General features: G+C 70.9%; 13 protein-coding genes. 7 read left to right on the top strand and 6 right to left on the bottom strand.

Features of this window, described 5'->3' with window-relative positions; all coding sequences use genetic code 11:
- Positions 1–458: 458 nt before the first annotated feature.
- From Pmi06nite_RS17900 to Pmi06nite_RS17910, 3 genes are all read left to right on the top strand, one after another.
- The gene (locus tag Pmi06nite_RS17900; RefSeq protein ID WP_203954172.1) at positions 459–1,577 is read left to right on the top strand and encodes a branched-chain amino acid aminotransferase; all 1,119 of its coding nucleotides are present in this window, start codon (positions 459–461) and stop codon (positions 1,575–1,577) included.
- Between the two features lie 75 nt (positions 1,578–1,652).
- The gene (murC, locus tag Pmi06nite_RS17905) at positions 1,653–3,086 is read left to right on the top strand and encodes a UDP-N-acetylmuramate--L-alanine ligase (RefSeq protein ID WP_203954173.1); all 1,434 of its coding nucleotides are present in this window, start codon (positions 1,653–1,655) and stop codon (positions 3,084–3,086) included.
- Positions 3,080–4,168, top strand: coding sequence for a serine hydrolase domain-containing protein (locus Pmi06nite_RS17910; protein WP_203954174.1), 1,089 nt, complete (start codon positions 3,080–3,082; stop codon positions 4,166–4,168). Before murC ends, Pmi06nite_RS17910 begins: the two co-directional genes overlap by 7 nt.
- A gap of 10 nt (positions 4,169–4,178) precedes the next feature.
- On the opposite strand, the gene Pmi06nite_RS17915 is transcribed toward Pmi06nite_RS17910, so the two are convergent.
- On the bottom strand, positions 4,179–5,048 hold the full coding sequence (locus Pmi06nite_RS17915; protein WP_203954175.1) for a helix-turn-helix domain-containing protein: 870 nt from the start codon (positions 5,046–5,048) through the stop codon (positions 4,179–4,181).
- 138 nt (positions 5,049–5,186) lie between these two features.
- On the opposite strand from Pmi06nite_RS17915, the gene Pmi06nite_RS17920 reads away from it, so the two are divergent.
- The gene (locus Pmi06nite_RS17920) at positions 5,187–6,131 is read left to right on the top strand and encodes an alpha/beta hydrolase (RefSeq protein WP_203954176.1); all 945 of its coding nucleotides are present in this window, start codon (positions 5,187–5,189) and stop codon (positions 6,129–6,131) included.
- Here the strand turns inward: Pmi06nite_RS17920 and Pmi06nite_RS42855 are convergent.
- The 4 genes from Pmi06nite_RS42855 to Pmi06nite_RS17935 form a co-directional block, all read right to left on the bottom strand.
- On the bottom strand, positions 6,085–6,339 hold the full coding sequence (locus Pmi06nite_RS42855) for a hypothetical protein (RefSeq protein ID WP_308442508.1): 255 nt from the start codon (positions 6,337–6,339) through the stop codon (positions 6,085–6,087). The two genes, Pmi06nite_RS17920 and Pmi06nite_RS42855, sit on opposite strands and share 47 nt — an antisense overlap.
- Positions 6,291–6,461, bottom strand: coding sequence for a hypothetical protein (locus Pmi06nite_RS17925; protein WP_203954177.1), 171 nt, complete (start codon positions 6,459–6,461; stop codon positions 6,291–6,293). Before Pmi06nite_RS17925 ends, Pmi06nite_RS42855 begins: the two co-directional genes overlap by 49 nt.
- Positions 6,458–6,781, bottom strand: coding sequence for a YciI family protein (locus tag Pmi06nite_RS17930; protein WP_203954178.1), 324 nt, complete (start codon positions 6,779–6,781; stop codon positions 6,458–6,460). The genes Pmi06nite_RS17925 and Pmi06nite_RS17930 overlap by 4 nt, the downstream gene beginning before the upstream one ends.
- Positions 6,782–6,976: 195 nt before the next feature.
- Complete coding sequence (locus tag Pmi06nite_RS17935; RefSeq protein ID WP_203954179.1) at positions 6,977–7,807, bottom strand: oxidoreductase; 831 nt, start codon at positions 7,805–7,807, stop codon at positions 6,977–6,979.
- Positions 7,808–8,004: 197 nt separating this feature from the next.
- Here Pmi06nite_RS17935 and Pmi06nite_RS17940 point away from each other — a divergent pair, with 197 nt between their 5' ends.
- From Pmi06nite_RS17940 to Pmi06nite_RS17950, 3 genes are read left to right on the top strand one after another with little or no spacing between them, the layout of a single operon-like run.
- Complete coding sequence (locus tag Pmi06nite_RS17940) at positions 8,005–8,853, top strand: tryptophan 2,3-dioxygenase family protein (protein ID WP_203954180.1); 849 nt, start codon at positions 8,005–8,007, stop codon at positions 8,851–8,853.
- The gene (gene kynU / locus Pmi06nite_RS17945) at positions 8,846–10,060 is read left to right on the top strand and encodes a kynureninase (RefSeq protein WP_203954181.1); all 1,215 of its coding nucleotides are present in this window, start codon (positions 8,846–8,848) and stop codon (positions 10,058–10,060) included. The genes Pmi06nite_RS17940 and kynU overlap by 8 nt, the downstream gene beginning before the upstream one ends.
- A gap of 56 nt (positions 10,061–10,116) precedes the next feature.
- Positions 10,117–11,061, top strand: a complete 945-nt coding sequence (locus Pmi06nite_RS17950; RefSeq protein WP_203954182.1) for an alpha/beta hydrolase family protein — start codon at positions 10,117–10,119, stop codon at positions 11,059–11,061.
- Here the strand turns inward: Pmi06nite_RS17950 and Pmi06nite_RS17955 are convergent.
- Positions 11,027–12,439 (bottom strand): NAD(P)/FAD-dependent oxidoreductase, encoded by a 1,413-nt coding sequence (locus Pmi06nite_RS17955; protein ID WP_203954183.1) that lies wholly within the window; start codon positions 12,437–12,439, stop codon positions 11,027–11,029. The genes Pmi06nite_RS17950 and Pmi06nite_RS17955 overlap by 35 nt on opposite strands.
- Between the last annotated feature and the right edge of the window lie 28 nt (positions 12,440–12,467).

Below are 12,467 nucleotides of genomic sequence, written 5' to 3' on the forward strand. Positions count from 1 at the left end.
CCGGGGCACCGGGGCACCGGGGCACCGGGGCACCGGGGCACCGGGGCACCGGGGCACCGGGGCACCGGGGCACCGGGGCACCGGGGCACGCCAGCTTAGGGCCCACGTCATCGGTCCACTTCCGCACGACCGGCGTGCGCCAACAGCCTGTTCCGACCAGAAAGTGCGAGCGTGGCGGCGGTATTCCTGCCGGACAGCCTCACCCGGTGATACTTCGCCGATACACAATGAAGCGGACATTGATGTGTCATTCGGACACAGCTGGTACCTCCCGTGCGCACAGTGGCTGATGTGCGCAAGAACCGCGTACCGGTCATCTGGAGAGCAGCCGGAAGTCCGCACCCGCCGTCCGCATGGCCGTGGACTTCCCCTCGTCGCCCGGCGTCGAAGCCGGGCGACGCGTCGCTGATGCCGCTTCCCGGTCGACCGTCACCGCACCCTGTAAGGATCCGCCTCGCATGACCGTGCCCCTGATCGAATACAAGCCGGCCTCTCGTCCGCTCCCGCCAGAGCAGAGGGAGGAGGTCCTCGCCAGTCCCGGCTTCGGCCACCACTTCACGGACCACATGGTGACGATCACGTGGACCGAAGACGCCGGCTGGCATTCTGCCCGGCTCGTGCCCTACGGACCGCTGCCGATCGATCCGGCGAACATGACGCTGCACTACGCCCAGACCGTCTTCGAAGGCCTGAAGGTCCATCGAAGGCCCGACGGCGGTCTGGCGGCCTTCCGGCCGGAGGAGAACGCCAGACGCTTCCAGGCGTCCGCCCACCGCATGGCCATGCCTGAACTGCCGGTGGAGACCTTCATCTCGGCCTGCGAAGCACTCGTCGGGCAGGACCGGGCGTGGGTGCCCTCGCGCCCCGGGCACTCCCTCTACCTGCGACCGTTCATGTTCGCCACCGAACCCGGGCTGGGCGTCAGGGCCTCGCGCGAGTTCCTCTTCGTCGTGATCGCCTCACCGACGGACGGCTACTTCGCCGGCGAGATCCGGCCTCTATCGGTCTGGGTGGCCGAGGACTACGTACGGGCCGTCCCCGGCGGCACCGGGGCCGCCAAGACGGGAGCCAACTACGCCGCCTCTCTCATGGGTCAGGCACAGGCCGTCGCGCAAGGTTGCGACCAGGTGGTCTGGCTGGACGCCCTGGAGCGGCGCTGGGTGGAGGAGATGGGCGCGATGAACCTGTTCTTCGTCTACGGGGAACGGATCGTCACTCCCGAACTGACCGGCTCCCTGCTGCCGGGCATCACCCGCGCCTCGCTCCTGACCCTCGCCGGCGACCTCGGCTACGAGGCGGAGGAGGCTCGGATCTCCCTCCACGACTGGCGGCGCGACAGCGCGGACGGATCGCTCACCGAGGTGTTCGCCTGCGGCACAGCCGCAGGCGTCGCCCCCGTCGGGTCAGTGAAAACCGCTCTCGCCCAGTGGAGCGTCGGCGACGGGCGACCCGGCGAGGTGACCATGCGCATGGGCGAGGCGTTGCGGGAGATCCAGTCAGGCGCGGCGGCCGACACCCGCGGATGGATGCGCGAAATGGCCGAAGCGGGTCACCCCGGCCGACCGGCCGCCCACTGACGCGTCCCGCCGGACCACGCACCCGCGCCCAGCCCGGCTTTCCCCGACTCATCCCTCTCTTCAAGGAGACCCGTCATGTCCCCCAGCGTTCCCGCCCTTCCCCAGAACTTGCGCCGGCCGCACTTCATCGGCATCGGCGGTGCCGGAATGTCGGGCATCGCGAAGATACTCAACCGGCGCGGCGCACGAGTGACGGGCAGTGACGCGCACGAGTCCGACTCCGCCGAAGCCTTGCGCGGGCTCGGTGTCACCGTACGAGCCGGGCACGACGCCGCGAACCTCCCGGCGGACGCATCCTGTGTGGTCGTCTCCAGCGCGATCCCCGCCGGCAACCCCGAACTGGGCCGGGCCACGGCGCTCGACATTCCCGTCGTGCACCGCTCCCGGGCCCTGGCCGCCTTGATGGAGGGCCACCGGGCGATCGCGGTCGCCGGTACCCACGGCAAGACGACCACCACGTCGATGCTGGCCGTGGCGCTCACCGTGATGGGCGCCGATCCGTCCTACGCCATCGGCGCCGATCTCGGCGTACCCGGCTCGAACGCCCATCAGGGCGCCGGCGAGATATTCGTCGCCGAGGCCGACGAGAGCGACCGCAGCTTCCAGATCTACACGCCCGAGGTCGCGGTCGTGCTGAACGTGGAGTTCGAGCACCACGCGAACTACGCCTCCCTGGAGGAGATCTACGAGTCCTTCGAGGCCTTCACCGACCGGATCACCCCGACCGGGTCACTGGTGATCTCCGCTGATCACGAAGGCGCCCGCGAGCTGACCCGGCGGCTCGCCGGTCGCGGCGGCCCGCGGACGCTGACATTCGGCGAGTCCCCCGAGGCCGACGTCCGCATACTCGGCATCGCCCCGCAAGGCACGACCAGCCGAGTCACGGTTCTGATCGGCGGTGAGCGGCTCACCTTCACGGTCTCGGTGCCCGGCCGCCACTACGCCTATGACGCGGTCGCCGCGCTGGCCGGCGGACACGCCTTCGGCCTGCCGGTTCACGAACTCGCCCCGGCACTGGCCGCCTACACCGGCGCCAAGCGCCGTCTGGAACCCAAGGGCGAGGTCGCCGACGTCAAGGTCATCGACACCTACGCCCACCACCCGACCGAGATGGCGGCCGATCTGGAGGCGCTGCGCGAAACCATGGGCAGGTCACGTCTCCTCGTCGTCTACCAGCCCCATCTGTTCTCCCGCACCCTGCATCTGGGCGCCGCCATGGGCGAGGTGCTGGCCCTGGCCGACGCCTCGGTGGTCCTCGACATCTATCCGGCCCGTGAGCAGCCCATCCCCGGGGTCACCAGCGACCTGGTCGTCGACGCGGCCAAGGCGGCAGGGGCCCGCGTGATCCCGATGCACGATATGGCGACCGCTCCTGCCGTCATCGCCAAGATGGCAAGGCCCCATGACGTCGTCGTCACGATGGGCGGCGGCGACGTCACGACCCTGGGCCCGGAGATCCTCGCCGAGCTGAGCAGGGCCGGCGCCGACGACGGCCACCCGTCATGGTGACCGCGACCGGAAACCCGGCCCTCAGCTCAAGGAGGTCCGGGCCCCGCGACGTCGCCCCCATCAGGCGGCTGCTGGACAGAGGGGTCCGCGACAGGACCTACCCCGGTGCCGTGTGGGCCGTCGGTGACGCCGAGCGCCTGTACGACTTCGGCGCGGTGGGTGTGCCGGACCCCGGCGTCCCCGACGTGCCCATGCGGTTCGACACCGTCTTCGACGTCGCCAGCCTCACCAAGATCCTCGTCACCTGGTCGGCGATCGGCGCGCTGTGGGAGACGGGCCGACTCGACATCGATGCCCCACTCGGCGCTTACTGGCCCGAGGTGACGGGCCACCCGGTGGGCGGCCTCACCGCGCGCCACCTGCTGACCCACACCGCCGGCCTCCCCCTGCGGGCTCAGCTCAAGCACCTCTACGGCACCGACCGAGTGGACATCCGCGAGGGTGTGCTGCACGAAGCGCTCCGCCGTCCGCCCGGCCAGGCCGTCGAGTACACCGACCGAGCCGCCATCATCCTCGGTTTCCTCGCCGAACACCTCACGGGCGGACGGCTCGACGAGCTCGCCACCGTCCAGACCTGGCGGCCGCTCGGCATGGCCGCCACGCGCTACGGCCCGCTGGACCCCGAGGACCGAGCCCGGTGCGCCCCGACCGAGATCGATCCGGATACCGGCGTCCACACCAAAGGGTCGGTGCACGACTTTTCCGCCCGGCTGCTGGGCGCCTCCTGCGGCAGCGCCGGTGTCTTCTCCGCCGCGGAGGACTTGGGCGTCTTCCTCCGGCATGTGCTCGGCGGCGCGACGGGCGCCGCCGGGCCGGGATTCGGGTCAGCCTGGACCTCGCTCTCTCTGCGGGTTCAGACCGGTGACCTGCAGCCCGTACGGGGACTGTTCTGGCAGCTCGCCCCCGGCACCGACCCCGCCGAGGACACCTGGGTCCACTACGGCTTCACCGGCGTCGGCATGTGGGTCTGCCCCCGACTGGGCCGCTGGGCGGTCCTGCTGACGAACAAGGTGTACTACACCCGCGACAAACAGCCCCTCACCGATGTCCGCGACTGTTTCCGCAGACTCGTCTTCGGCTGACTCCACTTGATCACTGGGGCCGGTTCTGGAGCGCGCTTTGCTCCGCGGTCCACGAGGTGAGGATGCGCAGGGCGTCGTGCGAGGGGGACCCGGGCTCGGCGGTGAGGACCATCAGGCGCTGTCCCGAGCCGTCCGGGCTGCTCCAGGTGTCGCAGTCGAGCGTGAGGTCGCCGACCAGCCGATGACGGTAGAGCTTGGTGCCGTACCCGGAGCTGCTGACCCGATGCTCGGCCCACCAGGTGCGGAAGTCGGCGTCCTGGACGGCCAGTTCTCCGACGAGGCGGGCCAGCTCAAGATCGTCGGGATCCGCCGCGGCCTCCATGCGCAGGGCGGCGACGGCATCGCGGGCGTCGTGCTCCCACTGCAGGTGCATGCCCCGGATGATCGGGTTCGTGAACAGCAGCCACAGGTAGTTGCGTCGGCCTGCCGGGATCTGGGCGAAGTCGGCGTACAGGGCCGCGGCGGCTGAGTTCCACGCCAGGATGTCGAGCCGTCTGCCCAGGACGACGGCGGGTGTCTCGGTGAGCTGCTCGAGCAGGCGCCGCATGGCGGGCCGTACACGCTGGGCGGGCCGGCGGCGACGTGGCCGCGCATCGGCCCTGCCCGCGAGCTCGTACAGGTACCTCTGCTGGTCGTCATCGAGACGCAGCGCCCGGGCGAGGGTGGCCAGCACGGTCGTCGAGGCCCGCACGCGGCCCTGCTCCAGCCGCGTGTAGTAGTCGACGCTGATCCCCGCGAGCTGCGCGACCTCCTCGCGGCGCAGCCCCGCGACCTTGCGCGGGGAGTCCGTCCCGGGCAGGCCGACGTCCTGCGGCGCCAGCTGTGCCCGGCGCGCCTTCAGGAAGCCGCCGAACTCGCCGGGCCCTGACGCTGAGGTCATGCCGACCATTCTTCCCACCGTCGACGGGCTGGTGGGAGGGCACGTTCTTTCCCAGGCAAGAACGTGCGGCTTCTGCGCCATCGGCATCGCGGCCACTGTGGAGACACAGCCCATGACATGGCGAAACGGAGAAATTTCGTGATCAAGACCGATGTCACCTTCGACAGCGCCGGCATCCCACTCGCCGGCCACCTCTACGTCCCCGACAGCCCGGCGCAGGGCCCGCGTCCGGCGATCGTCGTCGGCCACCCCGGCAGCGGGGTCAAGGAGCAGGCATCCGGCCTCTACGCACGGCGCCTGGCGGAAGCGGGCTTCATCACGCTCGCCTTCGACGCGGCCTACCAGGGCGAGAGCGGAGGCGAGCCCCGCGGCCTGGAGGATCCCGCCCACCGCGTCGAGGACCTCAAGGCGGCCGTCTCCTTCCTCACCACCCGAACCGAGGCCGACGCCGACCGCATCGGCGCGCTCGGCATCTGCGCCTCCGGCGGATACGTGCTCCCGGCCGCGGCCGGAGACCACCGCATCAAGGCCGTCGGCACCGTCAGCGCCGTCGACATCGCCCGCCACTTCCGCCTGGGACCCGACGGGACCCAGGATCCGGCCGTGTTCCAGGGCATGCTGGACGCCGCCGCCCAGGCCCGCAGCGCGCGGGCGCGTGGTGAGAAGCCGACGGTCATGCCTCTGTTCCCCGACACCATCGAGCAGGCCCGCGCGCTCGGCGGTGAATACGGCGCCGAGGGCTTCGAGTACTACTGCACGCCCCGTGCCCAGCACCCTCGCTCCGCCAAGTTCCTGGACTGGACCAGCATCGACAAAATAGCGATCTTCGACGCCTTCGCTCCGATCCCGCTGATCGGGTCACGGCCGCTGCTGATGATCGTCGGCACCCGGGCCGTCACCTCCTGGTTGAGCATCGAGGCCTTCCAGCGCGCCATCGGCCCCAAGTCGATCCACTGGATCGACGGCGCCGGCCACAGCGACCTCTACGACAAGAAGCAGTACGTGGATCCCGCTGTCGAAAGGCTCACCGGCTTCTTCACCGAGAACCTCGGCGCGGCCGGTTCGCCGGCCCACGCGAGATGAGTCTCCTCAGTTCCGTTCCAGTCGGCGGCTGGGACCAGTCGGTGTCGCGCATGTCGCGGGCCGAGGTGTGGACGGCGTTGATCGCGGCGAGGATCTGGTAGCGACCCGGGGCCACCCCGGAGGCCAGGCGCCCGCGCACCAGCCGGTGGCCCTCGGCGATCAGCGCCGCGTCCCAGGCCCCACGGTCCTGCTCGTCGAGGGTGACCAGTTCGCCGCCGCCTCCTCGGCGATGTCGAGGTCACCGAAACGCCTGGTCAGGGCGGCGACCACCCGTGCCCACTCCTCGCGGTGGGCCTGGGTGACCGCCTCGCGGACGTCGATCCTGTTCACAGGAACGGCCGCACCTCGACCTTCCGATTGCAGGCCTTCGATCCCTCGGCGGCCAGCTTGAGCGCCACGTCGAGGTCCGCGGCCTCGATGATCCAGAAGCCGGCGAGGAACTCCTTCGACTCCAGGAAGGGCCCGTCGGTGAACATCGCCTCCCCACCCCGGTTGTCGATCACAGTGGCCGTGGTGGGTGCCCCGAGACCGCCGGCGAAGACCCAGTGGCCTTCGGCCACGAGCCGGTCGTTGAACACGTCGATCGCAGCGTCCTCCTCGGGGGTGGCCAAGCCGGCATTGTCGAAGATCACGGAAACCATGTACTGCATCTCGGATCATCTCCTGTGTTTCGGGACACCCCTCGCGGGCGGCCGCTCACCTCTGCTACGAACGCCTCTGCCCCGATCCGACACCTCCCGGATTTCTTTCGAGGGAACTTTCGGCGGGTCCCGACGGCCCGGGCGAACCAGGGGTCGGTGGCACCGTAGGCGGAGCGGACTCACAGGTCCACATGGTCATCGTCGTTACTCGTCGATGTCGGTACCGGCGCTCACGTCGGCCCAGGCGTCCACGGAGGCGCGGTCGGCGTCCAGAACACCGCGGAACGCGCCGACCGCGTCCGCGCCGAGCAGGAGAAGAGGCGGCGGTTCCGGTGACCGGACTGCGGTGATGACCGCCTGCGCCGCCTTGGCGGGGTCGCCTGGCTGGGTGCCGTGGACGGTGTCGTTCTCCTTCCGGCGCTTGCCGGCGGTCTCGGCGTAGTCCGCGATGGCCTCGGCGGACTGGGTGAGCGAGCGGCCGGCGAAGTCGGTGCGGAAGGCGCCCGGCTCGACGGACAGGGCGGTGATGCCCAGCGGCGCCAGTTCCTTGCGCAGCGACCCGGTCATGCCCTCGAGCGCCGCCTTCGACGCCGCGTAGTACCCGGATCCGGCGGGCGTGATCCGAGCGCCGATCGAGGAGATGTTCACGATGGCACCGGAGCGACGGGCACGCATCCCGGGCAGGACGGCCTTGATCATCGCCACGGCGCCGAAGAAGTTGGTGGCGAACAGGCGTTCCACGTCCGCGTCGTCTCCTTCCTCGACGGCGGCGCGGTACCCGTAGCCGGCGTTGTTCACGAGCACGTCGATGGCGCCGAAGCGCTCCTCGGCGCTGCGCACCACTTCCTCGACCTGGGCCTGCTCCGTCACATCAAGGGTTAGAGCCAGAGCGCTCTCCGGGTGGGCGGCGGCGAGATCCTGCACTCTCGACACGTCTCGGGCGGTGACGACGGCATTGTCGCCGCCGGCGAGCACGGCTTCGGCGAGGGCTCTTCCAAGGCCGGTCGAGCATCCGGTGATCAGCCAGGTGGACATGGTGATCGGTTCCCTTCTCTGTGGTGCCGGGGTGACGCCGCCCCGTTCACCGCTCTTGCCATATTGGGACATATCCCGCATCATGCCTGGTGGGTTTCCGGCCGTCCCGACATGGCCGTACCCGAGGGGACCGGGGCTCCAGTGCCGAGAGGAAGGGAGCGGACCGCTACCCGGCAACACGTCTCGAGGAGACCGCGATGTCGCATCGCCCCCCGTCCCGAGAAGCCGGCATCGGTTCGGAGTCCCCGAACCTCGACTTCACGGGCACGACCCCGTACGAGGACTATGTCCAAGCCGACGTCCTCACCCACCTGCAGCACCCCCTCTCCGACGACCCCGGTGAGATGGTGTTCCTGGTCACCACCCAGGTCATGGAGTTGTGGTTCACCGTGATCGTCCACGAGTGGGAGACCGCCTGCCGCGCGTTGCGCGAGGATCGGCTGCCCGTCGCGATGGACGCGCTCAAGCGCAGCGTGCGTGAGTTGGAGGCGCTGAACGCCTCCTGGCGGCCGCTTTCACAGCTCACCCCCGCAGAGTTCAACGCGTACCGGGCCGCGCTCGGCGAGGGCTCCGGCTTCCAGTCCGCGATGTACCGGCGGCTGGAGTTCCTGCTCGGCGAGAAGTCGTCGTCCATGCTGGTGCCGCACCGAGGCGCGCCGCGCGTCCACGCGGAGCTGGAGAAGGCGCTGCTGCAGCCGAGCCTGTACGACGAGGTGCTGCATCTCCTCGCCCGGCGCGGTCACGCCGTGCCCCGAGCCGTGCTGGAAAGGGATCTGTCGCAGCGTTACAAGCCCTCGGCCGAGGTCGAGGCGGCATGGACGGAGATCTATTCCGGCGACCGGGACTCCGACCTGGCACGGCTCGGCGAGGCACTGACGGACGTCGGCGAATTGGTGTGGCGCTGGCGCAACGACCACCTGGTGGCGACCCGGCGCGCTATGGGCGCCAAGACCGGAACCGGCGGCTCGGCGGGCGTGGCCTGGCTCGAGAGACGCGCGGCGAAGAACGTGTTCCCCGAGTTGTGGACGGCGCGCAGCCATGTCTGATCACGTACACCTCGTCAGCCTCTCGGAGAAGGCCCGCGAACTCGACGAAGCGGACGGGCTGCGCGCCAAGCGCGCCGAGTTCGTCCTCGACGACGACGACACCGTCTACCTGGACGGCAACTCGCTGGGCGCGCTGCCCGCCACCGTGCCCGGCCGGATGGCCGACGTGGTGGCCAGGGAGTGGGGGCGGCTGCGCATCAGGTCCTGGACGGAGTCCGGGTGGTGGACAGCGCCCGAACGGATCGGTGACCGCATCGCCCCGCTGGTCGGCGCGGCCTCCGGCGAGGTCGTGGTCGGCGACTCCACCAGCGTGAACGTCTTCAAGGCCCTGGTGGGCGCCGTGCGGATGGCCGACCCGGAACGCGCCGAGATCGTCGTCGACGCGACGACGTTTCCCACCGACGGCTACATCGCCGAGTCCGCCGCGCGGATGACGGGCTGCCGTCTGGTCGCCGTCGACCCCCGCGAACTCCGGACCGCCCTCGGGCCTCGTACCGCCGTCGCCCTCGTCAACCACGTCGACTACCGCAGCGGGCGGCTGCACGACCTGCCCGGTGTGACGGCCGCCGCGCACGCCGCGGGCGCCCTGGTGGTGTGGGACCTGTGCCACAGCGCGGGCGCACTGCCGGTGGGGCTCGACGCGCACGGCGTCGACCTCGCCGTCGGGTGCACCTACAAGTACCTCAACGGAGGTCCCGGCTCGCCTGCCTTCCTGTACGTGCGCCGGGACCTGCAGCCCCGCTTCGACTCGCCGCTTCCCGGGTGGAACTCGCACCGGGACCCCTTCGGCATGTCGCCGCGGTACGAGGCCGCGGACGGCGCGCCGCGCGGACGGGTGGGCACCCCCGACATCCTCTCGATGCTCGCTCTGGAGGCGGCACTCGAGGTGTGGGACGAGGTGCCGATCGAGGCCGTGCGGGACAAGAGCCTGGCCCTGACCGACTTCTTCCTCGAGTGCGTCGCGGCGTACCTGCCCGCGGGACGAGTCGAGTCGCTCACCCCCGTCCGGCATGCGGAGCGGGGCAGCCAGGTCGCGCTGCGCTGCGCCGACGCGGGTGAGGTGATGGGCTCACTGATCGCCCGTGGGATCGTCGGCGACTTCCGGCATCCCGATGTGCTGCGCTTCGGCTTCACACCGCTGTACGTGTCGTTCGCGGACGTGGAGCGGGCGGCGCGCGTGCTGGCCGAGGTGCTCTCATCTCGTTGACCGGCGGCGTGACACGTCGTGATTCGCAACCCCGAGGCGAAGGAGAAATGGCGCACATGGCTGGAGCGGGAACGCGAGCGGTGTCCGTGGACGCCGCGGCGCGAGATGCGGCCGAACAGGAGTCGGCGTTCTCTCATCCCTTCGTGGAACCGTATGCCACCGCCTCCTACGGCGACCACGCCGACCAGGTCGTCGATTTCTACGCCCCCCGCGTGGATCCCGGCGAGGCGAAGGCGCCCCTCGTCGTCGTCCTGCACGGGGGCGCCTGGCGCGCGGCCTACGACAGGCGGCACGTCGCCCCCTTCGCGGCCTTTCTCGCGGGTCGCGCTTTCGCGGTCGCCTCGGTCGAGTACCGGCGGGGCGGCGCGGAGCCGGGTGCAGCGGGACGCTGGCCGCAGACCCTCGACGACGTGGCCGCCGCCATGGACGCGCTGCCCGGCCTCGTGGCGGACGCACTCCCCCAGGCGGACCCGCGCCGCCCGGTCGTGGTCGGGCATTCGGCCGGCGGGCACCTCGCGCTGTGGGCGGCGGCCCGCCACAGGCTGCCGGAGGACTCCCCCTGGCGGCGTCCCGAACCGGCCGTCGGAGGGGTCGTCGCGCTCGCGCCGATCGCCGATTTCACCAAGGCCGGCGAACTGTCCGTGTGCGCCGGCGCGGCGCTCCAGTTCCTCGGCGGACTCGAACGGTTCGAGGAGCGGCGCCCGTCCGCGGATCCCGCGGCACTGCTCCCCACCGGCGTCCCCACCACCGTCGTCCAGGGTGACGCCGACATCGTCGTCCCGGCCGAGGTCGCCGAATCCTTCGTGCGCGCGGCCGCCGAGGCGGGCGAGACGGTTCGCCTCACTCAGGTGGCCGACGCCGGGCACTTCCCCTTGATCGATCCTGCGGCGGACGCCTGCCTCCTGGTCGCAGAGGAGATCACGCGCCTGGTGACGACGGCGCAGACGAGCGGTACGGTTGCGGCCGTCACCGGCCGACCGGGCTCTTCGACCGCGCCGTGAACCCACGGCGGGCTCCTATGCCGCCGGAGCGCGGCCGGAGCACACGGGCCAGGACGCCTGGCGACAACAGGTGCTGCGGAGGAGCCTGGAGGTTGGCGACGCTCAGGAAGGCGTGCCCGACCACAGGGTCCGCCTCCGCGGCCGCGTGGAGCCGCGTGAGGTAGCCGTTGAGCAGCTTCACCCGCAGGGAACGGTGGCCCTCGACCGATGGGAACCTCAGATCGCCGCCGACCGAGATGTCCCACGGCACATCGATGATCCGCGCGGCGCGCCCGAAGAATCGGACGGCCAGGCGGTTCTGTCCCCCGTCCGCCAGGCATTCGCGCAGGGCGACGGCCTCGCAGGCGGCGACGGTCATACCTTGCCCGTAGCTGGGATTGAACTGGCACAGGGCGTCGCCGAACACCACGTATCCCTCGGGGAAGTCACGCAGCCGTTCGTAGCGGCGCCGGATGCTCACCGGGATGCGCATCAGACGGGGCGCCCCGAGCGGTTCCACACGCTGCAGGAGACGGTGCAGGTCCCGGACCGGGAGCCGGGCGGCGAACCGGTGGTATCCGTCGGGATCGACGGGGGGAACGTCGTCGCCCATGCCGTACAACGTGACGAGCCAGCGGTCCCCCTCCGCGCTGAGCGCGACCCCGCCCCTCGGTGTCGCCGCGCCGTGCCCCACGACGAGGGCGACGACGTCGGCGTCGCCAGGTCGGCGCCGGTACTCGCGCGAGACGTAGACCAACCGGGAGTCGACACGCTCCTCCGGCGCGGTCTCATACCCCAGCCTGCGCAGCCACTCGGCGCCGCGGTTGCCCCGGCCCGTGGCGTTCACCACGAGATCCGCCGGCATGTCCTCCGGCCGGTGGCCGGAGCTCAGCAGGCGCACTCCGGTGACGGCGCCCGGTTGGGCCTGATCTCCGGTGGAGATCAACTCGACCACCTCGCAGCGCTCACGGATCACCACGCCGGGAAGGGCCGCGACCCGGGACCGCAGACACCATTCGAGGTGCGGTCGGCTCACCGTCAGGCCACGCATTCCTGAGGGCGCCGGCTGAAGCCTCCGGCCGTCGTTGTACCAGCGGACGTCATTTTGGATGTCGCACGGGACGGCTCCCGCGGCGACCAGGTCGGCCGTCAGCCGTGGGAAGAGATCCTCGAGGATCTCGCAACCCCGGGACAGCAGACCATGCGCGTGAAGGCCCTGCGGCACGCCCCGCCGCGGAATGCCCTGAGCGGGCAGTGCGTCACGGTCGATCACCGTGACCCGATCGAACGTCTCGCTGAGCACCCGGGCCGCCAGCAGCCCGCCGATGCCCGCGCCGATGACGACGGCGTGCCCGGTGAGTCCGGGCGTCGCCACGGCGCGGATCATTCGCTTGATCACAGTTCACCTCGTTGTCAGGCCGCCCGTG

The sequence above is a fragment of the Planotetraspora mira genome (assembly GCF_016863275.1).
Lineage (GTDB): Bacteria > Actinomycetota > Actinomycetes > Streptosporangiales > Streptosporangiaceae > Planotetraspora > Planotetraspora mira.

What these genes read in the sequence shown, in the direction of transcription:
- Pmi06nite_RS17900 (WP_203954172.1), top strand. Translation starts at nt 459, where the DNA reads ATGACCGTGCCCCTGATCGAATACAAGCCGGCCTCTCGTCCGCTCCCG.
- murC (WP_203954173.1), top strand. Translation starts at nt 1,653, where the DNA reads ATGTCCCCCAGCGTTCCCGCCCTTCCCCAGAACTTGCGCCGGCCGCAC.
- Pmi06nite_RS17910 (WP_203954174.1), top strand. Translation starts at nt 3,080, where the DNA reads ATGGTGACCGCGACCGGAAACCCGGCCCTCAGCTCAAGGAGGTCCGGG.
- Pmi06nite_RS17915 (WP_203954175.1), bottom strand. Translation starts at nt 5,048, where the DNA reads ATGACCTCAGCGTCAGGGCCCGGCGAGTTCGGCGGCTTCCTGAAGGCG.
- Pmi06nite_RS17930 (WP_203954178.1), bottom strand. Translation starts at nt 6,781, where the DNA reads ATGCAGTACATGGTTTCCGTGATCTTCGACAATGCCGGCTTGGCCACC.
- Pmi06nite_RS17935 (WP_203954179.1), bottom strand. Translation starts at nt 7,807, where the DNA reads ATGTCCACCTGGCTGATCACCGGATGCTCGACCGGCCTTGGAAGAGCC.
- Pmi06nite_RS17940 (WP_203954180.1), top strand. Translation starts at nt 8,005, where the DNA reads ATGTCGCATCGCCCCCCGTCCCGAGAAGCCGGCATCGGTTCGGAGTCC.
- kynU (WP_203954181.1), top strand. Translation starts at nt 8,846, where the DNA reads ATGTCTGATCACGTACACCTCGTCAGCCTCTCGGAGAAGGCCCGCGAA.
- Pmi06nite_RS17950 (WP_203954182.1), top strand. Translation starts at nt 10,117, where the DNA reads ATGGCTGGAGCGGGAACGCGAGCGGTGTCCGTGGACGCCGCGGCGCGA.